The organism is Halomonas sp. FeN2 (assembly GCF_020595105.1).
GTDB classification, from domain to species: Bacteria; Pseudomonadota; Gammaproteobacteria; order Pseudomonadales; family Halomonadaceae; genus Vreelandella; species Vreelandella neptunia.
The window spans coordinates 2,458,824-2,485,217 of sequence record NZ_CP074200.1; the positions used below are offsets into that span (position 1 = coordinate 2,458,824).

Here is a 26,394-nt window from a genome sequence, read left to right on the forward strand (position 1 = left end):
CCATTGATCCGGGACAGGGCAACCGGGCCATGGGCAGCCCGGTCGCCCTGTCGTCTCCTAGAGGGCCTCGAAAGCGAGGGTGGGGGTGTCGACGATATGCGAGCCGCCGTCGGCCATGATCATGCTGCCGGTAATGATGGCGGAGGCCGGGCTGATCAGAAAATGACAGACCTCGGCGATTTCGTGGGCACTGGCTGGCCGCCGCAGGGGCACGTGCTGCGTCACACGGGCGTAAGCATCATCGAGGGACTCGTGGTAATGCGCCATCAGCGGCTGCATTTCTTCATCGGCCATGGGCGTTCGAATCCACCCCGGGCAGACACAGTTGACCCTCACGCCCTGAGGGCCGAAGTCACGAGCCATGGAACGTGTCAGCCCCACAATCGCGTGCTTGGCGGTGGTGTAGCCGCAGACCTCACCACCGGCCTGAAACGAAGCCAACGACCCCAGCAACACCATGGTGCCCTGCTGCTTGATCAGGTGTGGCAGACAGGCGCGTGCGCTGTAGAAGGCGGTATCCAGATTGAGACGCATCGATTGATGCCAGTCATCGTCGGACATCTCGGTGGCCGTGCCGAGGCCGTGGCCCCCCGCGCTGCAGATCAGGCTGTCGATCCGGCCATAGGCCTCGAGAATGCGCTGGCAGAACCCCTCCCACTCGGTGGCGCTGGCGGCGTCGCCGGCGAGCACCAGCCCGCCGGTGTCCGCCGCTAGCGCCTCAAGAGGTGCCTTGCGACGTCCAATCAATACGACGTTATGGCCAAGCGCGGCCTGCTGACGCGCGCAGGCTTCACCCACGCCGGTGCCGGCGCCGGTGATGACGACGGTTTTGTTATCAGAGGTCATCGGGGTACTCCGTATCGGCCAGGCGCTGACAGTAAGAAGCCATCGGGAAGTTGGCCAGCGGCGCGTCTTCGGTATCACCAACGCCGAAGATCTTGCCGTCGCTGCGGTGATTCTGCTCATCGATCATGACGATGCCGAGCGTCGGGACGATCTTCTCGCGCCAGATGAACAGATAAAGCTCATCGGCAATCTTGTAATAGTGGCAGGCATCAGTGTCGCACAGCCCCTGCTCCACGCCTTTCAGGCAGTGCCAGGTGTAGAAGTTCTCGTTCAGATAGGTGTGTTCGTACACCTCGGTCGGACTGTAACGGTAGAGGTTGCGCACCCCGATCAGCTCGTCGGTCTTGGCATGCGGGCAGGCGCCGTCGCTGTAGGGTTTGTTCACCGCGCCGTGGCTGATGTCGACCTTGACGTCGGTCAGCGGGCGGCCGCCCAGTGCGCGCTCATAGAGGCCGGTTTTGATGACATCAAACGTGGGCAAGGTGCCGATGACCTGAGTGTAGCTGTCAGTCAGGGTATCCAGCACCACGGTGTACGAAGTCGCCGGACGGGTGCGTTCATCCAGCCAGTCAAGCAGATAGACACGTTCACGTAACGATGTGATGCGCACCTTGACCGCCTCGCCGCCATCGATGGCCAGCTGATCCTGATCGAACTCGAGACGGCGAACACTGCCGTCGGCGGCGTGCAGTTCAACCTGCTTGCCGGTGAGGTCTGCCGAGTTGTCCAGCGCATAGGAACCCGTCGCGAAGCCCTTTTCAAGGCCAGCAACCGAGATCCAGTCAGTGTGGGAAGGAGTTGTTGTCATGGGGTTGTCTCCTGAGACAGGGGTAAGGTGTAAGGCAACCAATGGCCACGTACATTTTTATCGTCGGCGCTGTTAAGCCGCCTGGGTATCCCCCGGATGGGGGAGGTCGGCCGTGATACAGGAGAGTTAAGACAGAAGTAGGCAGGCAGGGGAAAATTTCTGGCAGCAGAGAACAAGAATGGTCGGTGAGTAAGGTGCAGATTGGATATCAGGTTGTCCGTGTCAACCAAACAAGAATTCAACCGGCCAGGAGATTACTCATCATGCTCAACACCTCGAAGGCGGGCCCCGCGCCCCAGGTAAGCGCCCCTGCGCGTCAACACATCGGTTTCAAGACCATGATCGCGATCTGTGTGGGAACCGTGGTGGTGCAGGGCGCCATGGCATCGGCATTGATGGGCTTTGGCATCGGCGGCTTGAGTTTTCTGGCCGCCATGCTGGTGGCCACCTTGCTTGCCGTCTGCAACGCCATGTCCTTCTCGGAACTTTCGCTGATGTATCCGCAGGCGGGCACGCTTGCCACCTATACTCAAAAGGCCATCGGTCATTTCCCAGCCATCGTCTCGGTGTTTGCAGGCTACGTGGTGGTGGCCATCTTCGCGATTCCTGCCGAATTTCTGCTGGTGGATGCCCTGCTGCAGACGCTGTTCCCCGAAATGCTGCCGTCGCATCTGGTACCAATCCTGCTGCTGGCGACGCTGGCCGTGCTCAATATTCTCGGCACCGACGTCTTCGCCAAGCTTCAGAACGTGTTCACTTTCGCCATGATCGTTGCCATCTTACTCGTGGGCGCCACCGCCCTGCTCCAGCCGCCGTCGCCGGAGGTGGCTCAGGCCGCCGCAGGCATCGACTGGGGCATCGGAGGCATTGTCGACGGCAGCTTTATCGGCCTGGTCGCCCTGGCCATGTGGATGTTCGTCGGCTGTGAGTTCATCTGCCCGATGATCAACGATATTCGTCAGCCGGAGAAGCGGATTCCCCGCGCTATGTTCCTGTCGCTGGGCATCATCTTTGTGCTGTTCTCGATCTTCTGCCTCGGCGCCGGCCACTATCTTTCCGTTGAGACCTTAACCACCTCACCCCTGCCGTATCTAGATCTGGTCAATAGCGTGTTTGGCCAAGCAGGCCTGATTATTGCCACTGTAATGGGCGTGACCGCGACCTGCAGCACGGTCAATACCGTGCTTGCCGCCGTACCGCGCATGCTCTCGGGCATGGCCGATAACGGCCAGGCGTTTTCTATCATGGGCAAGATGCACCCGCGCTATAACACGCCCTGGGTCGGCATCACCTTTCTGGCGCTGGGCGTGGTCGTGCCTTTTTTGCTGATCGAACCCGATCAGATCATCGCGCTGGTGATCGCTGCGGCGACCAGTTGGCTGTTTGCTTACATCGTCGCGCATATCGATGTGATGGTGCTGCGTCGTCGCCGCCCCGAGCATCGCCGCCCTTATCGCACGCCCTTTTACCCGCTGCCGCAGATTCTGGGCATCATCGGCATGGCCTACGTGGCAGCCAACGCTTCCCCATCGCCTGAGATGACCGCCCTGATCTATACGCTACTGGGCGTGGTGCTGGGTATTGTCAGCCTGATTGCCATCGTCTGGGTCAAGTTCAAGATGAACAAGGGGCTGTTCGAGCCGGATCTGAGCGATTAGAACCGCTCAAGATAGAACATGGGGCGCCGGGCGTAAGCAGCGTCTAAGTGCACCTTCATGGAGATCCTATGAACAAGCCAATGAAAACTCGCCCCGCCCCCGTGGCAAACTGGGTCGATCTCAAGACACTGTATGACGATCCGTTTCCAATCTACGAACGCCTGCGGCGCGAGGGCGGGGTTCATTGGGTGCCCAGCGTCAACCGCTATCTGATCACCAGCTACGACGCCGTGATTACCACCGAGCACGACCAGGAAACCTATTCAGCCAACGAGACGGATTCGCTCCAGATTCGCGCCATGGGGCATTCGATGCTGCGCCGCGACGACCCGGAGCACTACCGTGAGCGCCGCCAGTGGCAGAGCGTATTCAAGCCCAATGCGGTTAAAAACGTCTGGACGCAGACCTTTCATGAAAAGGGCCGCGAGCAGTTGGCCCGCTTCATCGACAAGGGGCCGGGGGCCGATCTGATCTGGGATTTTTCAGCGCCCTTTGCCGCCGAATGCCTGAGATCACTGCTCGGGCTCTACAACGCCTCGGCGGAAGATCTTCAGCGCTGGTCACAGACGCTGATTGATGCAACCGGCAACTACGGTGACGACCCGGACGTTTGGGCCGCGGGCAAGCGCTCTTTCGATGAAGTGGATGTCGCCCTCGACGAGATGCTCGAGTGGCACCTTCACAACCGCGACCACTCCCTTCTCTCCTCGCTGCTCTCCTCCCCCGAGGATCAGATGCCGCTGGAAAAGATTCGCGCCAACATCAAGATGAGCATCGGCGGCGGTTTGAATGAGCCCCGGGACGCCCTGGGCGTGGCGGCTTGGGCGATGTTGACCCACCCCGACCAGCGCCGGGCGGTGGAGCGCGACCCGAGCCTGTGGTCGACGGTGTTCGATGAAACCATTCGCTGGGTAGCGCCCATCGGGCTTTATTCACGCCAGACCACGAAACGCACCGTGCTGGCCGGCGTCGAGCTGCCGGAAGGGGCACGGCTAGGCATCTGTATTCTCTCGGCCAACCGCGATGAATCGATCTGGGAGCACGCGGACAAATTCGATATTTACCGCGAGGTCAAACCGCACCTGGCGTTCAGCAAGGGCACGCATGTGTGCCTAGGCGCCCGGGCGGCGCGGGCCGAGGTGGCCGAAGTGGCGCTGCCGCTGCTGTTCGATCACTTGAAAGGGCTTGAGCTTCACCCCGACCGCGATCCCACCATCGGCGGCTGGGTCTTCCGTGGCATGCTCTCGCTGCCGGTGACCTGGCGCGACGTGAAGCCGCTTGCCAAGGGGCGCGTGCCCGTCTCTACGGGTGGGCCAACGCCCTCGGCAACGGAAGCCGAGGCGACCCCCCACGTCGCCATTGTCGGCTCGGGGCCGGCGGGCTGTTTCACGGCAAAAGAAGTCCAGCGCCGCATGCCCGGCGCCCATATCGATCTGTTTGACCGCCTTCCGGTGCCCTACGGACTGCTGCGCTACGGCGTGGCAGGCGATCATCAGGGTACCAAAGCCGTCTCACGCCAGTTTGATCGCCTGTTCGATGCGCCGAACGTGCGTTTTATCGGCAATACGACCATCGGCCAGCAGGTGTCTTTCGATGCGCTGCGCACGAACTACGACGCCGTGGTGCTTGCCTCCGGTGTACGTGCGGATCGGCCGCTGGAGATTCCCGGTGACCTGCTTACGGGCGTAGTGGGTGCGGGCAGTATTACCCGCCGACTCAACGGCCACCCGGACGAGACCGAGACGCCGACGCTTGGTCGGCGCGTGGCAATCTTGGGTCAGGGGAATGTAGCCATCGACGTGTTGCGGCTGCTGTCGATTCGCGCCGCCGAACTCGAGGGCAGCGACATCGACGACGCCGTTCACGGGAAGCTGACACGTGAGATCGATACGCTGCACATCATCGGCCGCTCGAGCGCGGAGAAGGCCCGCTTCGACCCGGTGATGATCCGCGAGCTGGGCGGCTTTTCAGCTATTCGGCATCGCCTTCACGGTGTCGATCTGGATAGCGTGCCGGAAGGCAAGGATGCTCGGCTGGACGCGCTGCGTACGCTACCCGGGGCAGACAGCGTCGACCTCGAGGGCGAGCCGCGGATGATGGTCGAGTGGTGGTTCGAGACAGTGCCCGAACACATCGATGGGCAGGCGCAGGTCGAAGGTATCACTCTGCGTCATGGCGGCGAGACCGTCGCGCTGGCACTGGATTCGGTCATAACCGCCATCGGTTTCGTGCCCGACCCGGAGGACGCCATATCACACGCGCTCGCCGAGTATCCGGCGGCATCCGAGACCGGCCGCGTCGAGGCAGGGCTCTACCTGGCCGGCTGGTTGCGCCGCGGCGCCCGAGGCACGATTCCCGATCAGCGCACCGACGCACGGGCACTGGCTGGCGTGATTGGCGCGGATATCGCGGCAGGTGAGGTGCACTGCACTCGCCAGGGGCTTAGCCCTCATGAAGAGGCCACCGACATCGACGGCTGGCGGCGTATCGACCACCTAGAGCGTACCCAGACCTCTCCAGGGCGGGTACGCACCAAGCTGGCCACGCTGGAGGCGCTTTTAGCGTCGGCGCGGGATGAGTCGCTGGTGGTCGAGCGTGCGGCGCACCTCAATACGGGTGACGGCGACAGCCTGGGCGACCTGGCGGTCAGCATTCTATTCGGCACCGAGTCCGGCAATGCCGAGCTGGTCGCCGAGGAGCTCGAGCAGGCCCTTGATGGGCGCTGCACGGTGGACGTGGCCGATCTGGGCGATGTTGACCCGCACTCGCTCGACCCGACCCGGTTCTACCTCATCGTCTGCTCAACCTACGGCGATGGCGAGGTGCCGGGCGGCGCCCAAGATTTCTACGCGACGCTGCGCGATGATGCTCCCGACCTATCCGGCGTGCGTTTTGCGAGCATGGGGCTGGGCGACAGTAGCTACGCCAGAACCTACTCACGCGGCGGCGAACTGCTCACCGAGGCGCTACTGGCCTGTGGCGCAACGCGAATCGGCGAGTTTGGCCGTCACGATGCCAGCGGATCGCTTGCGGCCTCTGAGGTCGCTCTGGATTGGGCAGAGGGCGTACTGAACCTGGTGGCGAGCGAAAAACCATCGCCGCCATGACAATCGCAATCCGACCAGACCGGGTCTCGAGGCTGGCAAAAGACGTCCAGCCAGGACGAGCCTGGCGTTTTCTCGGGTGAGATTTTGGATATATCGAGCAGAAGGAGGTTACGGCTGTTCCAGAAGCCACCGTTAGCTACGCGCCTGGGTGTGGGCAGAGCGTGACATAGACGCTCCGCACAGTTTAGAACCTCCCGAACCGGTAAGGCCTTGGATCAATGATCGGCTCGTTGTTCATGATCAGATCCGCGGCGAGCTGGCCGGCCGCCGGCGAGGTGCCAAAGCCGTGGCCGGAGAAGCCGGAAGCCAGGGTCAGCCCCGGCACGCCGGGCACCGCATCAATGACCGGGTTGGAGTCCGGTGTGATGTCGATCATGCCTGCCCAGGCTTCTTCGATGGTCGCCTTTTCGAACACCGGCCATGCCGCGGACAGATTGTGGTGGGCATCACGGTTGAGCATTTGATTGATCGGCGGATCCAGGGTGCGCACGCGTTCGAAGGGCGAGTTGCCGTTTTTCCAGCGCCGTGGCAGCGCGAGATCCCGCCAAAAGTGCTTGCCCAGCGATATCCGCAAAAGCCCCCGCTGGGCACGCAGTGCGCTTAGATACTTGGAGCCGACCAGCAGATGATCCAGCGTCAGCGGGGCATCAAGTGCACCACGCTGGGTCACAATGAAGCCGCCATCCTTGTGCTTTCGAAAGGAGAAATCCGGCCCGCCAACGGCGCTGTTGGTGGGCCCTTCCATGGCGCCGGTTCGAAACACCGACAGAATCAGCGGCAAGGTGGGCAGGGAGATGCCGATATTGCCCAGAAACCGCCGGGACCACATGCCGCCAGCCAGCAGTACCTGATCGCAGCGAATTTCGCCGCGCTCGGTTACCACCCCGCTCACCTGCCCGCCGGTGCGGGTAATATTGCGCACCGCACAGTGTTCGACGATGACCGCGCCCCGTGCAATGGCCGCCCGAGCGATGGCGCTGGAGGCAAGCGTAGGCTCAGCGTAGCCGTCAGATGGCGTGAAGATGGCGCCAGCCCAGTCATCGCGACCGCCCGGCACCTGCGCGTCGATCTCGCGCGCGCTCAACAGTCGGGAGTCCAGCGACAGCGCCGCGACCGAGTCGAGCCAGGCTTCATGCACGGCGAGCTGATCGGGCGTGCGCGACAAAAACATGATGCCCGACTGGCGATACCCCACGTCGCTGCCGGTGCGCTCAGCCATGGTGGCCCATAGCCGGTCGGAAGCCAGCGCCAGCGGCACATCCTCGCCGTGGCGGCTGGTCTTGCGAATCCAGCCCAGATTGCGGGAGGACTGCTCACCGGCGATGCGGCCCTTTTCCAGTACCGTGACGGGCACGCCGCGCTCGGCGAGCGTCAGGGCAGCGGTCAGGCCGATAATGCCGCCACCGATGATGACCACGGTGGTCGAGGCGGGAAAGTCGTTGGAGGTCTCGACGGGTGCGATAGTCGGTGCCATGAACGCGTCCTGATCGGTTGATCGTTCAACGCAGTATGCCCGGGTCAGGCCGGCCATACCGCGTTGGATCAAGTTATAGGGCCGAACGACGCCTCACTGAGCGGAGGTGTCGATCCGGATGGTCTCGGCGTTGCCAGCGCCTCGGTAAGCGGTCACTTCCAGCTCGACCTTGTAGACCTCGGCGCCGAGCGGCGGGCAGGTCACGGTAATGACCGGGTCGACGCCGCGCATGGTTTCGCCGAACAGGGTCATGACCGTTTCAGTGTCGGCCGGGTTCTGAATGAAAATCCTGGCAGATACCACGTCGGAAAGGTCGCTATCGACGGCTGAAAGCCCGCGTTCGATGTTGGCGAAGACCTGCTTCAACTGCTCACTGACGTCGTCTGGAATCTCTTTGGTGTCCGGGTTACGCCCGGCAGTGTTGGAGACAAGGATCCAGTTGTCGACGGCCACCACGCGCGAATAGCTGGCGTGTTCCTCAAATTTGGAGCCGGTTTTGACCTTGGTGATCGTAGTCATTAGAGAACGCTCGCTTTGAAATCAATGAGAAGGGCGAGCATCAGCCGAGAGGCGATGCCCGCGGATGAGAGATGCCGACGCCTTATTTCAGCGCGGGCTCATCCCACAGGTTCAGCTTGACGCCAATGCCATGCTCCACGGCCTTGCGGTAGACGACCGTGGCCCAGGCAACGTCTTCGACCGGCATGCCGCCGACCGACATCATGATGATCTCCTCGTCGCTCTGACGGCCTGGGCTGTCACCGGAGACGATAGCGCCCAGGTCTTCCAGCGCGCTGGCCTCGAGGGTGCCGGCGTGGAGCATGTCCATGAACTTCACGCCGACCAGCGGAATCACGTTATGGGCGGGCTTGGGCACTTCCTCGTACCAGGCTTCGTAAAGGCCGGTGTCATCGAGTACCTTGCGGATATCCGGCGCTTCCATGCCGGCATCGAAGTTGCACGGCGCCGGCATTGCCAGAAAGGCGCCGGGCTTAACCCACTCGCGCTTGACCATCGGGTAGAGGTCGGGATTGCCGACTTCGCCGGAGGCGCAGTAGGTCACGATGTCGGCATCGCGCACCACCGCTTCCTCGGAATCGACGACTTGGAGGTTGGTGACCTGCGGGTAGTGCTCCTTCACCCAGTCGATGAAGCCGTTGATGTTCTTCTCGCTGCGCCCCTTGATCTTGATGGTGTCGATCTCCGGGCAGACCGCCATGAACGCGGCCACGCTCGTGCGGCCCATCACCCCTGGGCCCAGCAGGCCGATAACGCGGGAATCCTTGCGGGCCAGATGGCGAGCGCCGACACCCGGCACGGCGCCGGTGCGGTAGGCCGACAGCAAGTTGGCCGACATGTACGCCAACGGCGCGGCGGTGTCCGGGTCGGTCAGCGTGAACATCAGGATGGAGCGGGGCAGGCCCTTTTCCCGGTTGGCGATGTTGGAGCCGTACCACTTCACACCGGAGGTGCAGAAGCTGCCGCCCAGATAGGCCGGCATCGCCATCATGCGGCGATCGGCAGTCGGTTTCGGCATGGTGGGAAACGGCGACTCCTCTGGGAACATGATCATCGCGCCGTGGGAGTCGTTGTTGGGCCCAGCCATGCGGTAATCGCCGATGTGAAGCAGGTGGAAGACCTCTTCCATGGTGTCCACACAGGCGGCCATATCGGTCACGCCGGCACGAATCATGTCCTGCTCGGAGAGGTAGATAAAATCAATCTTGGTGTTGTTGCCCATGATGGAGTCCTCGATGCGCTCTTGTTGGAATGCGGTGCATTTCATATTGCGCATCTCAAGGCCAGGGCGTTAGCACAGATCGGCAACTCGGTCAGGGGCATCGACCAACGGCTAAAAGCACGAACGGTTTGCTGGGCGGGGAGGGACGCTGTCAGCGTTCGAGTCAGAGCTGCGTCAAAAATAGCCTGGATCTACATCCCTGACTTCCTGCCAACATGTGATCCATCACATGAACTTCCCTCATGAAGTGCTCCATATCTAAACAACACGCCAGGTTGACAGATTTTAAAAATTTAACCATATTGTCAACTTAAACCGCCCTGACATAAGGTAATACGTCATGCTGCATGATCGTCTACATCGTGCGCGTGTCCTTAAGAATATGACCTTGCAGCAGTTAGCCGATCTGCTGGGGGGCATAACCAAGCAAGCTCTGTCGAAATATGAACAGGGCAAGGACGCGCCCAATTCGACTCGCTTGATCCAACTAGCGGACGCACTTGGGGTTAACCCTGAGTATTTTTTCCGTTCAGACTCAGTAGCGCTGGGAAAAGTAGACTTCCGTAAGCACTCTGCCTTCGGAAAACGCCAGCAAGAAGCCGTCAAGGAGCAAGTGCGTGAGCACCTTGAGCGCTATTTAGCGGCAGAGAGCCTGTTCCAAACCGGCCAATCACCTGATGAATTTTCCAAATGGCATAAGCGTTTTTCCGTATCCAGTATCGATGAGGTTGAACAGGCAGCTAATAAACTCCGTGAAGAATGGCAGCTTGGGCTAAACCCCATCGCCAATCTGACTGAAACCCTGGAAGAAAACGGCATTAAAGTCGTCAGTCTTAAGGCCCACGAGAAATTCGATGGGCTTTGCGCCCTCGTCAACGATGGCGCGGATGCCGTTATTGTCAGTAATACTGAGCGTCCTGGTGAACGCCAGCGTTTTAATCTCGCCCATGAGCTAGGACATTTGGTTATGTCACTACCAGAGGAGCTTCATGGCACTCGGGATGAAGAAAACTGGTGCCACCGCTTTGCCGGGGCGTTTCTTTTTCCTGCAAATCAAGTGCGCGTCACCTTTGGTGAGCACCGCAAACGGGTGCTGTTCCAAGAGTTCCTTTTGGCCAAGGAGGAGTGGGGTATTTCTATTCAAGCCACTTTGCGCCGGTTATATGACCTGGATATCGTTAGTTCGAGCTTCTATCAGAACACTTTTCGCCTATGGTCGATGAAAGGTTTTCGAAAAAGTGAACCTGGTCGACAAGAGCCTGAAAAATCCTATCGCCTGAAGCAATTGGTTTACAGGGCGCTGGCTGAAGGACTGGTTACTCCTTCAAGAGCAGCGGAGTTACTCAGTGTAAGCCTCGGCGAGATTGAGGAAATCATGGCAAACGGACAGGCAGGTGACAGTGAGCATGTCAGCGAAAATTCTTGTCTCTGATACCAATATCTGGATAGATCTTCACCACAGTGGCCTGCTTGAAACCGTGTTTGCCCTACCTCACCAGTTCGTCACCACCGACTTTGTGTGGCGGGAGCTGAAAAAGCCCCCTGGCCAAGAGTTAACGGGATTAGGCCTTGTGGTTGAGGCATTCAATGGTGAGGAAGTTGCAACGCTTTTTATGCTACGCCAAACATTGGGTAATTCCTCACTAGCGGATGTGTCGTGCTACTTCCTAGCCAAGGAAAGAGGCTGGACGCTGCTGACCAATGACGGCGCGCTCAGGAAATCAGGTCAGAAAAGCCAGCTAGAGGTTCGTGGTGTACTTTGGATCCTGGATGAACTGGAAGCCCATGCGCTTCTTGCTCCAGGCCAGTTGGCCGATGCTTTGGAAACGATGCTGGAAGCGGGTGCCTGGCTACCGGAAGACGAATGCCATCAACGGCTAAGTCGATGGCGATAAGGTATTTCCGTGAAGGTGTCGTATCGCTATGACGCCTGCCGCATTTTCTTTAACAACTACAACGCTCCCCTGAAGCACCATCATTGGAAGTCACTCAATATTCTGAATCTGCTCCCTCATCTGCTCAATCAACACCTTCAACTCCACCGCACAGCGAGTCGTCTCCGCCACCACAGACTTTGACGAAAGCGTATTGGCTTCCCGGTTAAGCTCTTGCATTAGGAAATCCAAACGGCGGCCTTTGGGGCCTTTCTGGGCGAGCTGGTGGCTTACTTCTTCGATATGCGCCGTTAGGCGGTCTAGCTCTTCATCCACATCGGCTTTTTGCGCTACCAGCACCAGTTCGGCTTCCAGGCGCTGGGGGTCGAGTTCGGTTTTGGCAACCTCCAGGCGCTCTAGCAGTTGGGCGCGTTGGCGCTCTAAAATCTGCGGCAGCAGGCTGCGTACGGTGGTGACCTGTTCACTTACTGCCGCCAGGCGGGTGGTGATCATCTCGGCAAGCTTTTCCCCTTCACGGGCGCGGGCATCAATTAGCTCATTCAGCGCTTGGTCGAACAGCGCTTTGGCAGCGGCTTTGATGGCATCCTGATCGAGATGTTGGGTTTCCATTACACCGGGCTGATTGAGGAGCGCAAGCGTGGTGGGCGGCACGGCGCTGGGCACTTGCTGCTGTATGGCGGTTAGCGCATCAGCAATGGCGGCTAAGCGGGCGCTGTTAACGGCGGGGGCTTGGGCGGTTTCGGCGCTCTCAAAGCGAACACTGCACTCGACTTTGCCACGAGCTAAACGGGTGCGCAGCGCTTCACGCAGCACTGGCTCCAGGTCACGCAGGCTTTCGTGCAGGCGGAAGTGAGGCTCTAAATAACGCTGATTCACCGAGCGAATTTCCACCTGCAGCGTGCCAAACGGGGCAGCCTGCTCGGTGCGGGCAAAGGCGGTCATGCTGTGTACGCGGCTTGAAGTGGCCATGTTTCATCCTAATAGAGAACAACGGTGTATAAAGCATTGCCAACAGTCTACCCGATAGGCCAATCAGCGCACTCCCAGACGTGTACAATGGAGGGCTTTTCCCAGTTGTGCGTTTATTGAGAGGTACTATTTGTGAGCAGTGCTAAGCGTCCTGATGTTGTGCGCCCCAGCGGTCGCGAAGCCGACCAGCTCCGTGAGATTCGCCTGACCCGCGATTACACCCGTCATGCGGAAGGCTCTGTGCTGGTGGAGTTTGGCGATACCAAAGTGCTGTGTAATGCCAGCGTAGAAGCCGGTGTACCGCGCTGGCTGCGCGGCAAGAATCAGGGCTGGGTCACCGCTGAGTACGGCATGCTGCCCCGCGCCACTCACACCCGTAGTGGCCGTGAAGCGACCCGCGGCAAGCAAGGCGGCCGCACGCTGGAAATCCAGCGTTTGATTGGCCGCAGCCTGCGCGCCGCGGTGAATTTGAAGAAGCTCGGTGAGTTCACCATTACCGTGGATTGCGATGTGATCCAGGCCGATGGCGGTACCCGTACCGCGGCGATTACCGGGGGCTGCGTAGCACTGATCGATGCGATCCGTTATCTGCAGCGCGAGAAGAAGATCAAGGGCGATCCCTTCAAGCAGTTGGTGAGCGCCATTTCCGTGGGTATTTATAAAGGCGTGCCGGTGCTGGATCTGGACTACCCGGAAGATAGCAAAGCCGATACCGACCTGAACGTGGTAATGACCGAAAGCGGCGAGCTAATCGAAGTGCAAGGCACCGCCGAGGCAGGCGCCTTCACTCGCGCTGAGCTAAACGACATGCTCGATTTAGCCGAGAAAGCAGGCGATGCGCTTCGCGATCATCAGCGTGAAGCGCTGGGTATTCGTGGGTAATGAAGGTAAGGAGTAAGACGTAAAAAACAACAGGCCAGCATTTAGCTGGCCTGTTGTTTGTCACCCCGGCTAATCCGCAAGGGTGACAGGCGACGCGGGAAAAGTTCGTTGCCTAGCGCTTAGAGCGCCAGGTCGTACTCAACGATTAGCGGTGCGAACTCAGAGAAGGTCGCATCGTAATCGATCCACGCGTCGACCACGTGGCGGCGGAAGTTGGGGCCGACTAATTGATAGTCAATCCGCCAACCTTCCTGGCGCTCACGGGGCACGTCTTGGTCGAGCTTCGGCCACCAGGTATATTCACCTGCATCGCGGTTAATTTCGCGGAAGGTGTCGATAAACCCGGTGGGGCCAAGCACCTGATCCATCCAGGCGCGCTCTTCCGGGCGGAAGCCTGAGGTCAGTTGATTATCCGACCAGTTAGCCAAATCGACGGTTTTATGGGCAATATGCCAAGTACCGCAGAGGATGTATTCGCGGCGTTTGCGCGACATCTTCGTCAGATACTCTTGATACTGCTCCATAAACGCCTGTTTGGCTTTTTGGTCACTTCCGTCAGGCATCAGGAAGGAGACAATACTGAAGCGTTCATAATCCGCCTGCAGAAAACGTCCTTCATGGTCACACTGAGGGAACCCCAGGCCATACATAATCGCCTTGGGGATTTTGCGGCAATAGAGTGCCACACCGGAGAAACCGTCCTCTTCGGCATCCAGGAAATAGCCTTCATAGCCTTCCGGATACAGAATGTGGTCACCCAGTTCAAAACTTTTTGCCTTGATGTTCTGCACGCAGACCACGTCGACATCCTGCTGAGCCAGCCAGTCCAGGAAGCCACGATCGACGGCATCACGAATACCATTGACATTGATGCTGGCAATTTTCATAAATCGTCCCTTTTGCGTCGCTGCTGTATGATACCCGACGTTTAGACGTTTGGGTAAAGGCAGCTAGTAAAACTTGCCATTTACCCCACTTTTATTGTTGCTTTCGTACCGATTTAAACCTACCGCCTAGTGAGGAATGCCGTGGCTACCACTCTACAACCCTACCAGCGCGATTTCATTGCCTTTGCCATTGAGCAAGGCGTGCTTAAGTTTGGCGAGTTTACGCTTAAATCTGGCCGCGTTAGCCCCTACTTTTTCAACGCAGGGCTGTTTCAAACCGGTCGTGCGCTGGCCAAATTGGGGCGTTTTTACGCCCAGGCGATTGTCGATAGCGGCTTAAACGCCGATGTACTGTTTGGCCCGGCGTACAAAGGCATCCCCCTGGCGGCAGTCACCGCGGCGGCGCTGGCCGATCACCACGACCGGGATATGCCCTACGCCTTTAACCGCAAAGAGGCGAAACCCCACGGCGAAGGCGGCAATATCGTAGGCGCACCGCTTATCGGCGATATTTTAATTATTGACGACGTGATTACCGCGGGTACCGCCATTCGCGAAGTGATGACACTGATTGAGCAGAGCGGTGCTCGTGCCGCAGGCGTTATCATAGCGCTTGACCGTCAGGAGCGCGGTCAAGGCGAGCAGAGCGCGATTCAGGAAGTGCAGGCTCAGTACGCTATGCCAGTGGTCAGTATCGTCACTCTGGAGCAAGTGCTCACTTACCTTGAAGAGCATGCTGGTGGCGAAATGCTCGCCTACGCTGAAGCGATCAGGGCGTATCGTGACCGCTATGGGATTACCAACTGATTAGACCTGCAGCGCGCCAGCGAACCCTTGCTGGCGCCACGCTTCGTAGCTCACAATAGCCACAGCGTTGGAAAGGTTTAGGCTACGGTTATTGGGTTGCATGGGCAGGCGCAGTTTATGCTCCGCGGTTAGCGCTTCATGCACCTGAGGTGACAGCCCAGCGGTTTCAGAGCCAAACAGCAGCACATCGCCTGGGGCAAAGTCCGCATCGCTGTAGGTGCGCGTGCCTTTGGTGGTGATCGCCCAGATGCGCCGCCCCTGCATGGTTTGCTGAAAGGCGCTAAAATCGGCGTGGCGAGTGACGTTGTCGAGGTCGCGGTAATCCAACCCGGCGCGACGCAGCTTTTTCTCTTCCAGGTCAAAGCCCAGTGGCTCAATCAGGTGTAACCGGCAGCCATTATTAGCCACCAGGCGCATGATATTGCCCGTATTGGGCGCCATACGCGGTTCAAAAAGCGCTACTTCAAACATCGCCACCTGCCTGTTTATCCTACATTCGCCAAGCGGACGATTGTACTTGAAACCGTACTTGAAATCGTAATCGAAACCGTACTTGAAACCGCCTGCAACTCTCGTAGAGGATCACCGACGCATGACGCCTGCAACGCCCAAGAGCATTCTTAGCCGCATCAAAGGGCTAAACCCGCGCCAGCAGGAAGCCGTGCGCTACATTGATGGCCCTTGCCTGGTGTTGGCGGGTGCAGGTTCCGGTAAAACCAGCGTTATCACCACTAAAATTGCCTATTTGGTGCAAGAGTGTGGGATGAGCGCGCGCAGGATCGCCGCGGTGACCTTTACCAATAAAGCCGCCCGAGAGATGAAAGAACGCGTGGGCCAGATGCTCCACGGCAAAGAGGGCCACGGACTGACGGTCTCTACTTTTCACACCCTGGGGCTGAATATTATCCGTGGCGAGCTTAAAACCCTGGGCTATAAACCGGGCTTTTCGCTATTTGACCCGGAAGACGCCAAGGCGCTGCTGCGCGATTTGATGAACAAAGACGCCCAGGTGGACGCCGAGCAGATCAATGCTGTGCAGAGCAAAATTTCCACCTGGAAGAACGACTTGGTGCTGCCTAGCGATGCGCTCTCGTTTGCGGCTGATGACGATGAGCACTTTGCCGCTCGGGTTTATGAAGCCTACGTACGCCATTTAAAAGCCTACAACGCGGTGGATTTCGACGATCTGATTCTGCTGCCGGTGGTACTGCTCAAGAACGATACGGAAGCACTAGAGCGCTGGCGGCGCAAAATCCACTACATGCTCGTCGATGAGTATCAGGACACCAACGTCTCCCAGTACCTGTTAGTGAAACTGCTAATGGCGGAGCGCTCCACCTTTACCGTGGTAGGCGACGATGACCAGTCGATCTACGCCTGGCGCGGTGCCCGCCCTGAAAACCTAATCACCCTGGGTGAAGATTTCCCGCGCTTGAAAGTGATCAAGCTGGAGCAGAACTACCGCTCTACCGCCACGATACTGCGCGCCGCCAACACGCTAATCGCCAACAACCCCCACGTTTATGAGAAGACGCTATGGTCCGATATGGGCGACGGCGCGCCTATTCGGGTAATCGTGAATCGTCATGAAGAGGCGGAGTCTGAGCGGGTCGCCAGCGAAATGCTCACCCGGCGTATCAAGGAAAAGGCCGAGTGGCGGGATTTTGCGGTGCTTTATCGGGGCAATTTCCAGGCCCGCTTGTTAGAGCTTAAGCTGCAGCACTACCAAATTCCTTACAAGCTCTCTGGGGGTACGTCGTTTTTCTCGCGCAACGAGATTAAAGACACCATGGCTTACCTGCGCCTGTTGATTAATCCCGCGGACGACAACGCCTTTTTGCGCATTGTGAACGTGCCGCGCCGCGAAGTGGGCCCTGGAACGGTAGAGAAACTCGCCAACTACGCGACGGAGCGCTCAATTTCGCTGTTTGCCGCCTGCCATGAGCTTGGGTTGGAACAAGTATTGCCGACCCGAGCTACGGAGCGCTTAAGCCGGTTCACCCACTTCATCGACGGCGTGCGCAAGCGCATGGATCAAGGCGATGCCATTGCCGCCATTCGCGACATGCTGCGGGATATGGATTACGAAGCCTGGCTGTATCAAAACGCCAGCGCACCCACCGTCGCAGAACGCCGCATGGCCAACGTGTGGATTCTCATCGACCAGCTAGAAAAATCGCTCAACCGCGACCCGGAAGACGATACCGATTCCACCGAGACCGAAACCGACGGCGTAGAAGCGGCTATTTCGCGCCTGGTACTGCGCGATATTCTGGAGCAGCAGGCGGAAGAGGATGACTCGGATAGAGTACAGCTACTCACCATGCACGCCTCTAAAGGCCTGGAGTTTCCGCATGTCTATTTGATGGGCTTAGAGGAGGATCTGCTGCCCCACCGCAACGCCATCGAAGTAGGCACAGTGGAAGAGGAGCGGCGATTAGCTTATGTGGGCATTACCCGGGCGCGGCGCACACTAACGTTAACACTTGCCCGCCAGCGCAAAGCCTACGGTGAGCTTATGGACTGTGCACCCAGCCGCTTTTTAGACGAATTGCCCGGGGAGGATTTGGAGTGGGAAGGTCGTGCCGATAAAGAGGATCCGGATAAGAAACAGGCCCGTGGTAAAGACGCCATAGCAGGGCTCCGCTCGTTGCTAGGGTGATCAAGCGGGCGTTGTAAAACTAGAACATTAAAACCGCTGCTTTTAAAACCAGGCCTTTAAAACAAGAATATCCACAGGGCGGTGACTAAAACACCCTGTGGATAAATTTACCAAGCTAAATCAGTGTACCAATTGCTGTTACTGAGCTTCAGCCATCATGTAATCGACAACAGCCATCACTTCTTCATCTGAAAGGTTAGGGTTGCCGCCTTTCGCTGGCATAGCGCCAATGCCGTTAATGGCACTGACGTAGAGCTCGTCAGCACCTTTTTCCAAACGCGCTGCCCAAGCTTCAGAATCGCCCAACTTCGGCGAACCGGCTACACCGGATGCGTGGCAAGCCACACATCCAGAGCTTGCGTAAAGCGCTTCACCGTCCAAGCCACTGCCACCGCTGGCTTCTTCAGAGGCGGCCGCGTCTTCTTCACTCGCTGCGTCGTCATTAGCAGCCATTGCTTCTTCAGTTGCCGCTTCTTCACCTTCAGCAGCGGCGGTCTCTTCGCTAGCGGCTTCATCGGCGCCTTCGTCGCTAGAAGCTTCGTCGTCTGCAGCAGCTTCGTCACCACTACTCAACTCGGGTACTTCCATAACCGGCTCAACCATATAGGCAACCGCTGCTTCCACTTCCTCATCGGAAAGGTTGGGGTTACCGCCTTTCGCTGGCATGGCGCCAATGCCGTTAATGGCGTGGTCTAGCAGCGTGGCGAAACCTTGTTCAGTGCGTGCAGACCAGGCAGCTTCATCACCACGAATAGGCGCGCCTGCAGCACCCGTTTCATGGCATGCCATACAGATATTATTATAGATGCCCGCACCGTCTATACCGCCACCACTGCTGCTATCGCTAGGGGGTGCCGCTGCGGTGCCACAGTCTTGGCCTTGTAAACAGAGTTGACCCACCGGCGCCAAACGCTCGGCAATCGCATCACGTGCGGCGTCATCTTGGGCATAAACACTGGATGTGCCCGCCATGAAGCCGAGGGCCGCCAGCCCGCTCATGATCAGCTTAGCTTTCACTCTCACCACCTCTTGAGTATTGTCATCAAACTTTTATCCTCAACCCCTGTGCGTGGCAGCGCCAAAATTGACGGTGCGCAGCTGAGACGCCAAGACGTGCATATAGGACTAGTATAACGGCAACGCAAAGCGCAAGAAAATGCTACTAAGCGCGCCTATTCAACCGTTGACTACTATTGGCAGCTTAATTTGGCAAATCCCTCCTCTCATCACTGCCTTTCCAGGCGAATAAACGTTGCTGCGCATAGCGTATAAAACCTGCCTGCTGGTAAAGCCGTTTAGCCGGTACATTGACATCATCTACCGCCAGCATGACCTCCTGCACGCCAGCCTGCTGGGCAAGCGTAAGAGCTTTATTTAACAGCGCGCGGCCCAAGCCTTTGCCACGCCAATCCGTTGTTAGTCCCATTAACATTAGCTCCCAACGGCCTAGGGCAGGGCGCGGCGCAAGCAGTAGCACACCCACCACGGCATCGCGATAGCCAACAGCGTACCAGTGCTGTGGTGCCTGGGGAGCCTGCTGATAAAAACCATCCAATAACTCTTCCACTGAGAGTACGTCGCGCAAGGGGCGGCTATCCAGCGAATCTTGCCCCACTGCGGCCAACAGACTCACCTGCTCCTTCAGAGAAAGTTCGCCAAACGGCTGCAGTGACAATGGTAGTACTTCATTCATTGATAAGCGGTAGCGGCTACTGCCGATTAAATGCTCCAAGCAAGCCAAACGCTGCATACCATGCTCACGTAACAGCGCTTCTGATACGGGCGCCTGGGATGACAGCTCCAAGTGGCATAAGCGAATATTGTGAGCTTCTACCCATGCATTGGCCGCACGCAATAGCGCGCTAGTATGCACACCCTGTTCGCTGGGCAACTGCTTGGGTAACCATAGCTGCGCCATGTTCATGGGCAGGGGTTGTACCCAGATAGCGGCCGTCAGTTGTCCCGCCTCAAGCGTTACCCATAGCCCATCCCACTGGGTATCCGGCTGATTGTACATTGCCTTTACGGCAGCGCTCAGGGCTGCTTGAAGCTTAGGGTCATGGGCGGCAGCAAGCTGCAGCAGTGCTTCGCGTCGTCGTGCTGGCGGGCAAAGTACTACCTCTGGGCTACTTGAGGAATAACTAAATGTCATGGCTGATCAATCAAATACCGAGCTCCGAAGGAGTAACAAAGCATGCTAGGTTATTAACCTACAATTTATAACCTCATCCTGACGACCTAAGCCTTTGCATACCACCCTTATCCGTGCTTATTTCAAGGGTTAAGGGTAGTGAAGAATTTAAAGGAGTAACCATCCCGCCATGCGTATATTGCTGGTAGAAGACGATCCGAGCTTAGCCTCGGGCATTCGCTTGGCATTAAAACCCGAGAATTTCACGGTGGATCACCTTAGCGACGGCTTTAGCGCCCTGGCCGCGTTAAAGGAAGGCGAACCTTTTGATGCGGTCATTCTCGATCTGGGGCTGCCGCGTATGGATGGTATGCAGGTATTGGAAGCCGTGAGGCGGTTGGGCAATCGCGTACCCATTTTGGTATTAACGGCTCGCGATGCCGTCGATGAACGAATCACTGGGTTAGATGCGGGTGCCGATGATTATTTAACCAAGCCGTTTGAAGTGGCTGAATTAAAAGCTCGTCTGAGAGCCCTACTGCGGCGCAGTAGTGACCAGGTAAACAGCGCTCTGGAGTGCCGTGGTATCCGCCTCGACCCGCTCACCATGCAGGTGAGCTACCAGGGGAAGCCCGTGGTGTTGTCACGACGGGAATTGATCTTACTTCAAGAGTTTATGAGCCACCCCGGACGAGTATTCACCCGCGATACGCTAACACGCTTGGTCTATGGCTGGGATGAGGACGTGGAGAGCAACGCCATTGAGGTACATGTGCACCACCTTCGGCGCAAATTTTTTCCTCACCTGATTCGCACGCTACGCGGTATTGGTTACGTAATGGATAAAACGAATCAGGATAAGCACCCATGACCTCTATCCGCCAACGCACCCTGGGGCTAGCGCTGCTGGTGTTTGGCATAAGCATGCTGGTGATTGGCTTTATCAGCTATCGCTACGCTGCCCATGAAATTGAAGCACTGTACGATGCCAGTCTTGAGCAAAATGCGCGCCTATTGGAAGGCCTGTTGCAAGCACCACTGCCGGATGAAACCCAGGGTGTGCTGCTTAGCAGCCTAGAAAGTGCTCTAGGAAAAACGGCGAGATCTGATCGACGCTTTGCAGGTTACCGAGCAGATAGCCAGCTGGGCTTTCAGCTGTGGGAAGAGAGCCGCCTCCTGCTGCGCTCAGCTAATGCCCCCGAGTCGCCGTTGGAAGATCTCCCTGTGGGATTCACCAGTCGGTCTATTAATGAGATCCAATGGCGCATTTATGTGCTCGACATACCTAACTCCACGCAGCGGATTGTGGTTAGCGAGCGCGAAGACGTTCGCGGGGAACTGATTAGAGCAGTAGCGCTACGCACGTTACTGCCCGACCTGATTGGCCTGCCGCTACTCACCGCCCTGCTATGGTGGTCGATTGGCTGGGGCTTGGTTCCCCTGTCGCGCATGGCCGAGCAAATTCGCAATCGTGATCCGCATAATTTACAGCCCCTAACCCTCAGCCCATTGCCCCAGGAACTAGACACTATCGCCGGTGCGCTCAACCGGCTGTTAAAGCGAATCCGCTTGATGCGCGTGCGCGAAAAGCGCTTTATTGCCGATGCCGCCCATGAGCTACGCACTCCCTTAGCGGTACTCGATCTACACGCTCAGAACGCCCTAACTGCCGAAAACCTCGAAGATCGTCAGGAAGCGCTCAATCACCTGCGCGGTGGCGTCGCACGGGCCACGCGCTTGGTTACCCAGCTTTTAACACTGGCTCGCCTGGAGCCTGAGGAGGAGTCACAGCCTGAATACCGTACTAGCCAGTTACTTAGTGAAGTGCGCGAGACCCTGGCCAAGCTTTCGCCCCTGGCTGCTGAGCGCGAACAGCAACTGCTGCTAAATGCAGATGAACAGGGAGATTGGTCGATGTTAGAAGAGCCCGGTGCCATTGAAACGCTGGTACAGAATCTGGTTGGTAATGCCATCCAACACTCGCCTAATCAAAGTATCATCAGCATATCCCTAGCGGCGACGCCACAAGGCTTTCAATTGACGGTGGATGACCAGGGCCCAGGGATACCGGTCAATGAACGCAAAAAAGTGGTCGAGCGCTTTCAACGCGCGGGCCCCAGCGCCGGCTCAGGATTAGGGCTTTCCATTGTTGAACGGCTGGTCACACGCCACGGCGGCAAGCTTCAGTTGGATGACGCGCCCAGTGGGGGGTTACGCGTAGCTATTTATCTGCAGCGTCCAAGAGAGCAATAACACTTTCTTTGCTTCTTACGCTGAGTTTTATGGCTCTCTTAAGGTTGCGATAAGAAATGCGTGCAACTGTGGAGTTGCAAGGCGAGCCAGATACCAACGGCTCCCTCTTTTCTCCACATGGAGGTACCCTGATGAACCAAGTGACTTTTTCACCTAAACCCTTAATTCAACTTGGCTCAGCACCACTGCTAGCCAAGCCTTCAGCGCGGCGTCTACTGCCTACTAGCCCAGCGATGACGGTATTGACCGACTTTTCCCAAGTCATGCCTCAATCCGTTGATGCCGACACGCCTATCGACGAGGCGCACCTCAAGATGCGTTATAGCGGCGTAAGGCTACTGTTCGTGATGGATCAGCAAGCACACTGCATCGGCATTATTACCTCAAAAGAAGTGATTGGTACGCGGCGCATCAACATCGCCATGCAGCAGCGCAACCTTAGTCGTGAAGAGGTAACCGCTGAAATGATCATGACCCCGTGGCACAAGCTTAGCGCCATGCCCGTCTCCCAGTTGGCATCGTTAACCATTGAGGATCTGGTGCTGTCGATGGAGGCCGTGACCGATCAACACCTGTTAATCACTGAGCAAAACGATAACCACGAACTTAGGATTCGCGGCATTATCTCAGCCAGCGATATACAGAGTGCGGTAGGTAAAGAGATCAACCCGATGCCTATGGCGAAAAGCTTCGCCGATATTTGCCAAGTCATAACTGGCCACGACCTATAATGACTGATCGTTAACCGATTTAATCTACATCTAGAAACGCCCCTCACTGGTTACTCAGTGAGGGGCGTTTTCAGTTTGCTATACAGCGTTTAAAACAACGCGCTGTTAATCCAAAGATGCGTTGCAATGCTAGCGGCATAACCCAACAAAATGGCTGGTACCCAGCGAAGGTGTACAGCAAAGGTATAAATACCTCGCGCCTGGCCCATAAGGGCAACACCTGCAGCTGAGCCCATTGAGAGCAGACTGCCGCCGACACCGGCCGTTAGGGTAATCAATAGCCAGTTCCCCTCGGACATATCCGGGGCCATGGAAAGTACCGCGAACATCACTGGGATGTTATCCACAACGGCCGAGATAAGCCCCAGCACAACGTTCGCCCACACCGGATCCCAACTGCCGTAGAGCGTTTCGGAAAGCAGGCTGAGATAGCCCATAAAGCCAAGGCCACCGACACACATTACAACCCCGTAGAAGAACAGCAGCGTGTCCCACTCGGAACGGGCGATACGGCTGAAAATATCGAAGGGAACTACGCTACCCAACTGCTCCAACTTCTTCCAGTCGCCGCGGCGAGAATAGCGCTCCCGCTTGCGTTCAAGCGAACGCGGCAGGCTGCGGCGCAGATAGTAACCAAAGAACTGCAGTAGACCTAAACCAAACATCATGCCCATGGCAGGCGGTAAGTAGAGGATAGAGTGACACAGTACCGAGATGGCCACGGTAATCAAAAACAGTACGATAATCCGCCGAGCGCCGCGCTTGAGCCAGACATTCTCTTTAAGTGAGGCAGGCTGACGATTGACGATAAAGAAATTCATGATAACCGCAGGCACCATGAAATTAACCACCGCGGGAAGCAGCAGGGCAAAGAAGCCTTCAAACGGTACCTGGCCCGCCTGCCACACCATCAGCGTGGTGATGTCGCCAAATGGGCTAAAGGCACCACCGGCGTTGGAAGCCACTACTACGTTGACGCAACACAGACCGATAAACTTATTATCCCCTTCGGCCACTTTAAGTACCACGGCGCACATCAGCATGGCGGTGGTCATATTGTTGGCGATCGCCGAAATACCGAATGCCATGACACCGGTGATCCAGAACAGGGTGCGGTAGCTAAAGCCTTTACGCACAAGCCAAGAACGCAGCGCATCAAATACCCGGCGCTCTTCCATGGCGTTGATATAGGTCATCGCCACCAGCAAAAACAGCAGCAGCTCAGCGTATTCAAGCAACGTTTCACGGAAAGCGGTTTCCGCCTCTTCCGGCATCCCCGCTTGTACATAGACCCAGGCCACTAGCGCCCAGATAAGCCCAGCCGCCACCAGCACCGGCTTAGACTTACGCATATGCAGTAGCTCTTCACTCATCACCAACGCATAGGCGAGCACGAAGATCACGACAGAAGAAATACCGGCAAGCGAAAGAGTAAGATCGAGGGGCCCGGCGGCGGCATAAGAGAGAGAAGGAAAAACAAAAAGCGTACAGGCGAGCAACAACCAAGCGACCCGGCTAGCATAATGCCGGGTTACGTGGACGTTTGGTGGTTTCATGGCGATGTTATCCAATCAGGGGGGAGAAAGACCGCCACGATAATAAGCACCCTAACCACATGCTGCAACGCAACGGTTGCGCATAAGATGCGACTAATTGCCGCATCTTGTAAAGCGTTTTTATTGGCTTAATTAAATATAAAGTCTGACGCCTAAATCACTCCACCGTCACGCTTTTAGCCAGGTTACGGGGCTGGTCTACATCGGTGCCTTTGAGCACAGCCACGTGGTAACTCAATAGCTGTAGCGGAAGGGTGTACAGCAGCGGCGCTAGCGCTTCGTGCACGTGTGGTAGGGTCAGCACACGTATATCTTCCTGGGCATCGATACCCACGCTCTCATCAGCAAATACAAACAGTTGACCGCCGCGGGCACGGACTTCCTGAAGGTTGGATTTTAGCTTTTCAAGCAGGTCATCGTTGGGGGCGACCGAGATCACTGGCATTTCACTGTCCACCAGCGCCAGCGGGCCATGCTTTAATTCCCCGGCGGGGTACGCCTCGGCATGAATATAGGAAATCTCTTTGAGCTTTAACGCCCCTTCAAGGGCAATCGGATAGTGGGCCCCACGGCCCAAGAAGAGCGCGTGGTGTTTCTCTGCAAACGCTTGGGAAAGTATTTCGATCTGGCTATCCAGCGCCAGCACCCGCTGACATACCTCAGGCAACGTGTGTAGCGCAGCGATGATATCCGGATATTCGGCTTGATCTTTAGCTTTACTGACTGAAAGCGTTAGCAGCATAAGTGCTACCAGCTGAGTGGTAAAAGCTTTGGTCGAAGCAACGCCAATTTCAGGGCCCGCGCGGGTCATGAGGGTAATGTCAGACTCACGCACTAGCGAACTACCGGGCACGTTACAGATCGCCAGCGAGCCGATATAGTCGAGGGTTTTAGCAAAGCGTAGCGCGGCCAGGGTATCGGCGGTTTCACCGGATTGGGAAAGAGTGACAAACAGGGTGCCTTCAGGCACGACCGGATGACGGTAGCGGTACTCAGAGGCCACCTCGACCTGCACCGGCACCCCCGCGTATCGCTCCAGCCAATAGCGCGCCACCAGCCCCGCATGGTAGCTGGTGCCGCAGGCAATGATGTGTACCTGGCGGGTGCGCTTGAAAAGCGCCAGCGCATCGGGGCCAAAACTCTCGACTAACACGCTTTTAGCGCTCAGCCGCCCCTCTAATGCCGCCTCAATCACCGTTGGCTGCTCGAAAATCTCCTTGAGCATATAGTGGCGGTAATCGCCCTTACTGGCCGCGCCATCGCCGTGTTCAAAGGTATGGGTAGGGCGCTCAACGTCGTTACCCTGGCGATCTACAATGCGAATGCTCCCCTGCTCGCGCAGCTCGACCAAATCACCCTCTTCAAGGTAAATAAAGCGATCTGTGACCGGCAGCAGCGCCAGCGGGTCAGAGGCTAAAAAGGCCTCATTAATCCCCACACCGACCACTAGCGGACTACCCTGGCGCGCGCCAACCACGACCCCAGGTTCTCTAACACTCATTACTCCCAGCGCGTAGGCGCCGCCTAAGCCGTTAACAATCTGCTGCGTAGCATCAAACAGAGTGAGCCCATCAGCCAGCTTTTCAGAGAGTAAGTGAGCTATCACTTCGGTATCGGTTTCGGAGCTAAACGCATAGCCGCTGCGCTGAAGGCTCTCTTTTATAGCCTCGTAGTTCTCAATAATACCGTTGTGCACAACGGCAACCTGATCGCTACTATGGTGCGGGTGCGCATTGGCCTCAGAGGGTTTCCCGTGGGTTGCCCAGCGGGTATGTGCAATGCCCGAAAAACCCGGTAGCGCGGCCTTATCCAATTGAGCGGCAAGCTCAGCCACTTTTCCAAGCGCACGATGGCGGGTTAATACGCCGTCATTGCACACCGTCATACCGGCCGAATCGTAGCCGCGATACTCCAGGCGTTTTAGTCCTTCTAATAGAATTTCTTGGACGTTGCGCTGGGCAACGGCGGCCACAATGCCACACATAGT

At 57.5% G+C, this 26,394-nt stretch carries 22 protein-coding genes; 10 read left to right on the forward strand and 12 right to left on the reverse strand.

All coding sequences use genetic code 11. The features are described from left to right. Nucleotides 1-57: 57 nt before the first annotated feature. Both KF947_RS11290 and KF947_RS11295 read right to left on the reverse strand, forming a co-directional pair. A complete protein-coding gene (locus KF947_RS11290) occupies nucleotides 58-846 on the reverse strand; it encodes an SDR family NAD(P)-dependent oxidoreductase (RefSeq protein WP_227404015.1) in 789 nt (262 codons plus the stop codon). Then, a complete protein-coding gene (locus tag KF947_RS11295; RefSeq protein WP_227404016.1) occupies nucleotides 836-1,654 on the reverse strand; it encodes a MoaF C-terminal domain-containing protein in 819 nt (272 codons plus the stop codon). The genes KF947_RS11290 and KF947_RS11295 overlap by 11 nt, the downstream gene beginning before the upstream one ends. Nucleotides 1,655-1,917: 263 nt before the next feature. On the opposite strand from KF947_RS11295, the gene KF947_RS11300 reads away from it, so the two are divergent. Then, complete coding sequence (locus KF947_RS11300) at nucleotides 1,918-3,312, forward strand: APC family permease (protein WP_227404017.1); 1,395 nt, start codon at nucleotides 1,918-1,920, stop codon at nucleotides 3,310-3,312. Nucleotides 3,313-3,380: 68 nt separating this feature from the next. Then, complete coding sequence (locus KF947_RS11305; protein WP_227404018.1) at nucleotides 3,381-6,419, forward strand: cytochrome P450; 3,039 nt, start codon at nucleotides 3,381-3,383, stop codon at nucleotides 6,417-6,419. A gap of 184 nt (nucleotides 6,420-6,603) precedes the next feature. Here the strand turns inward: KF947_RS11305 and KF947_RS11310 are convergent, their stop codons facing one another. From KF947_RS11310 to KF947_RS11320, 3 genes are all read right to left on the reverse strand, one after another. Continuing rightward, the gene (locus tag KF947_RS11310) at nucleotides 6,604-7,893 is read right to left on the reverse strand and encodes an NAD(P)/FAD-dependent oxidoreductase (protein WP_227404019.1); all 1,290 of its coding nucleotides are present in this window, start codon (nucleotides 7,891-7,893) and stop codon (nucleotides 6,604-6,606) included. 93 nt (nucleotides 7,894-7,986) lie between these two features. Beyond that, complete coding sequence (locus KF947_RS11315; RefSeq protein WP_227404020.1) at nucleotides 7,987-8,412, reverse strand: Rid family hydrolase; 426 nt, start codon at nucleotides 8,410-8,412, stop codon at nucleotides 7,987-7,989. Between the two features lie 82 nt (nucleotides 8,413-8,494). Next, a complete protein-coding gene (locus tag KF947_RS11320; protein ID WP_227404021.1) occupies nucleotides 8,495-9,634 on the reverse strand; it encodes a tyramine oxidase subunit B in 1,140 nt (379 codons plus the stop codon). A gap of 340 nt (nucleotides 9,635-9,974) precedes the next feature. On the opposite strand from KF947_RS11320, the gene KF947_RS11325 reads away from it, so the two are divergent. Both KF947_RS11325 and KF947_RS11330 read left to right on the forward strand, forming a co-directional pair. Beyond that, nucleotides 9,975-11,066, forward strand: coding sequence for a helix-turn-helix domain-containing protein (locus KF947_RS11325; protein ID WP_227404022.1), 1,092 nt, complete (start codon nucleotides 9,975-9,977; stop codon nucleotides 11,064-11,066). Continuing rightward, entirely contained in the window at nucleotides 11,041-11,529 is a 489-nt protein-coding gene (locus KF947_RS11330) for a type II toxin-antitoxin system VapC family toxin (RefSeq protein WP_133732282.1), read from the forward strand. Before KF947_RS11325 ends, KF947_RS11330 begins: the two co-directional genes overlap by 26 nt. 90 nt (nucleotides 11,530-11,619) lie before the next feature. Here the strand turns inward: KF947_RS11330 and KF947_RS11335 are convergent, their stop codons facing one another. After that, nucleotides 11,620-12,498 (reverse strand): YicC/YloC family endoribonuclease, encoded by an 879-nt coding sequence (locus KF947_RS11335; protein ID WP_227404023.1) that lies wholly within the window; start codon nucleotides 12,496-12,498, stop codon nucleotides 11,620-11,622. A 159-nt stretch (nucleotides 12,499-12,657) separates the two neighbouring features. Between KF947_RS11335 and rph the strand changes: the two genes are divergently transcribed. After that, nucleotides 12,658-13,380, forward strand: coding sequence for a ribonuclease PH (gene rph / locus KF947_RS11340; protein WP_170834128.1), 723 nt, complete (start codon nucleotides 12,658-12,660; stop codon nucleotides 13,378-13,380). Between the two features lie 119 nt (nucleotides 13,381-13,499). Here rph and KF947_RS11345 read toward each other — a convergent pair whose 3' ends face one another. Then, a complete protein-coding gene (locus KF947_RS11345; protein ID WP_009286323.1) occupies nucleotides 13,500-14,267 on the reverse strand; it encodes an exodeoxyribonuclease III in 768 nt (255 codons plus the stop codon). A gap of 141 nt (nucleotides 14,268-14,408) precedes the next feature. Between KF947_RS11345 and pyrE the strand changes: the two genes are divergently transcribed. Continuing rightward, on the forward strand, nucleotides 14,409-15,074 hold the full coding sequence (pyrE, locus tag KF947_RS11350; RefSeq protein WP_227404024.1) for an orotate phosphoribosyltransferase: 666 nt from the start codon (nucleotides 14,409-14,411) through the stop codon (nucleotides 15,072-15,074). Here pyrE and KF947_RS11355 read toward each other — a convergent pair whose 3' ends face one another. Continuing rightward, nucleotides 15,075-15,545 carry a tRNA (cytidine(34)-2'-O)-methyltransferase gene (locus KF947_RS11355; protein ID WP_133733166.1) on the reverse strand — a complete coding sequence of 157 codons (471 nt, stop codon included), beginning with the start codon at nucleotides 15,543-15,545 and terminating at the stop codon, nucleotides 15,075-15,077. It lies immediately after the preceding gene. 121 nt (nucleotides 15,546-15,666) lie between these two features. Here KF947_RS11355 and rep point away from each other — a divergent pair, with 121 nt between their 5' ends. Next, nucleotides 15,667-17,736, forward strand: coding sequence for a DNA helicase Rep (rep, locus tag KF947_RS11360; RefSeq protein ID WP_133733165.1), 2,070 nt, complete (start codon nucleotides 15,667-15,669; stop codon nucleotides 17,734-17,736). A 138-nt stretch (nucleotides 17,737-17,874) separates the two neighbouring features. Here the strand turns inward: rep and KF947_RS11365 are convergent, their stop codons facing one another. Both KF947_RS11365 and KF947_RS11370 read right to left on the reverse strand, forming a co-directional pair. Beyond that, a complete protein-coding gene (locus tag KF947_RS11365) occupies nucleotides 17,875-18,753 on the reverse strand; it encodes a c-type cytochrome (protein ID WP_227404025.1) in 879 nt (292 codons plus the stop codon). A gap of 184 nt (nucleotides 18,754-18,937) precedes the next feature. Further along, nucleotides 18,938-19,888 carry a GNAT family N-acetyltransferase gene (locus tag KF947_RS11370; protein WP_227404026.1) on the reverse strand — a complete coding sequence of 317 codons (951 nt, stop codon included), beginning with the start codon at nucleotides 19,886-19,888 and terminating at the stop codon, nucleotides 18,938-18,940. Between the two features lie 169 nt (nucleotides 19,889-20,057). Here KF947_RS11370 and KF947_RS11375 point away from each other — a divergent pair, with 169 nt between their 5' ends. The 3 genes from KF947_RS11375 to KF947_RS11385 all read left to right on the forward strand — a co-directional run bounded on the left by KF947_RS11375 (nucleotide 20,058) and on the right by KF947_RS11385 (nucleotide 22,851). Beyond that, a complete protein-coding gene (locus KF947_RS11375; protein ID WP_227404027.1) occupies nucleotides 20,058-20,738 on the forward strand; it encodes a response regulator transcription factor in 681 nt (226 codons plus the stop codon). Then, a complete protein-coding gene (locus KF947_RS11380; RefSeq protein ID WP_223288276.1) occupies nucleotides 20,735-22,120 on the forward strand; it encodes an ATP-binding protein in 1,386 nt (461 codons plus the stop codon). Before KF947_RS11375 ends, KF947_RS11380 begins: the two co-directional genes overlap by 4 nt. Before the next feature lie 131 nt (nucleotides 22,121-22,251). Continuing rightward, nucleotides 22,252-22,851 carry a CBS domain-containing protein gene (locus KF947_RS11385; RefSeq protein ID WP_223288275.1) on the forward strand — a complete coding sequence of 200 codons (600 nt, stop codon included), beginning with the start codon at nucleotides 22,252-22,254 and terminating at the stop codon, nucleotides 22,849-22,851. 89 nt (nucleotides 22,852-22,940) lie between these two features. Here the strand turns inward: KF947_RS11385 and nhaD are convergent, their stop codons facing one another. Together nhaD and glmS are read right to left on the reverse strand one after the other, a co-directional pair. Further along, nucleotides 22,941-24,407: a sodium:proton antiporter NhaD gene (nhaD, locus tag KF947_RS11390; protein WP_223288274.1), complete on the reverse strand. Its 1,467-nt coding sequence runs from the start codon at nucleotides 24,405-24,407 to the stop codon at nucleotides 22,941-22,943. Nucleotides 24,408-24,564: 157 nt separating this feature from the next. Beyond that, the gene (gene glmS, locus KF947_RS11395; protein ID WP_223288273.1) at nucleotides 24,565-26,391 is read right to left on the reverse strand and encodes a glutamine--fructose-6-phosphate transaminase (isomerizing); all 1,827 of its coding nucleotides are present in this window, start codon (nucleotides 26,389-26,391) and stop codon (nucleotides 24,565-24,567) included. Between the last annotated feature and the right edge of the window lie 3 nt (nucleotides 26,392-26,394).

Excerpts from the sequence above, each read along its gene's own strand:
- KF947_RS11290 (WP_227404015.1), bottom strand. The coding sequence starts at position 846 with ATGACCTCTGATAACAAAACCGTCGTCATCACCGGCGCCGGCACCGGC.
- KF947_RS11295 (WP_227404016.1), bottom strand. The coding sequence starts at position 1,654 with ATGACAACAACTCCTTCCCACACTGACTGGATCTCGGTTGCTGGCCTT.
- KF947_RS11300 (WP_227404017.1), top strand. The coding sequence starts at position 1,918 with ATGCTCAACACCTCGAAGGCGGGCCCCGCGCCCCAGGTAAGCGCCCCT.
- KF947_RS11305 (WP_227404018.1), top strand. The coding sequence starts at position 3,381 with ATGAACAAGCCAATGAAAACTCGCCCCGCCCCCGTGGCAAACTGGGTC.
- KF947_RS11310 (WP_227404019.1), bottom strand. The coding sequence starts at position 7,893 with ATGGCACCGACTATCGCACCCGTCGAGACCTCCAACGACTTTCCCGCC.
- KF947_RS11315 (WP_227404020.1), bottom strand. The coding sequence starts at position 8,412 with ATGACTACGATCACCAAGGTCAAAACCGGCTCCAAATTTGAGGAACAC.
- KF947_RS11320 (WP_227404021.1), bottom strand. The coding sequence starts at position 9,634 with ATGGGCAACAACACCAAGATTGATTTTATCTACCTCTCCGAGCAGGAC.
- KF947_RS11325 (WP_227404022.1), top strand. The coding sequence starts at position 9,975 with ATGCTGCATGATCGTCTACATCGTGCGCGTGTCCTTAAGAATATGACC.
- KF947_RS11330 (WP_133732282.1), top strand. The coding sequence starts at position 11,041 with ATGTCAGCGAAAATTCTTGTCTCTGATACCAATATCTGGATAGATCTT.
- KF947_RS11335 (WP_227404023.1), bottom strand. The coding sequence starts at position 12,498 with ATGGCCACTTCAAGCCGCGTACACAGCATGACCGCCTTTGCCCGCACC.
- KF947_RS11345 (WP_009286323.1), bottom strand. The coding sequence starts at position 14,267 with ATGAAAATTGCCAGCATCAATGTCAATGGTATTCGTGATGCCGTCGAT.
- KF947_RS11355 (WP_133733166.1), bottom strand. The coding sequence starts at position 15,545 with ATGTTTGAAGTAGCGCTTTTTGAACCGCGTATGGCGCCCAATACGGGC.
- rep (WP_133733165.1), top strand. The coding sequence starts at position 15,667 with ATGACGCCTGCAACGCCCAAGAGCATTCTTAGCCGCATCAAAGGGCTA.
- KF947_RS11370 (WP_227404026.1), bottom strand. The coding sequence starts at position 19,888 with ATGACATTTAGTTATTCCTCAAGTAGCCCAGAGGTAGTACTTTGCCCG.
- KF947_RS11375 (WP_227404027.1), top strand. The coding sequence starts at position 20,058 with ATGCGTATATTGCTGGTAGAAGACGATCCGAGCTTAGCCTCGGGCATT.
- KF947_RS11380 (WP_223288276.1), top strand. The coding sequence starts at position 20,735 with ATGACCTCTATCCGCCAACGCACCCTGGGGCTAGCGCTGCTGGTGTTT.
- KF947_RS11385 (WP_223288275.1), top strand. The coding sequence starts at position 22,252 with ATGAACCAAGTGACTTTTTCACCTAAACCCTTAATTCAACTTGGCTCA.
- nhaD (WP_223288274.1), bottom strand. The coding sequence starts at position 24,407 with ATGAAACCACCAAACGTCCACGTAACCCGGCATTATGCTAGCCGGGTC.
- glmS (WP_223288273.1), bottom strand. The coding sequence starts at position 26,391 with ATGTGTGGCATTGTGGCCGCCGTTGCCCAGCGCAACGTCCAAGAAATT.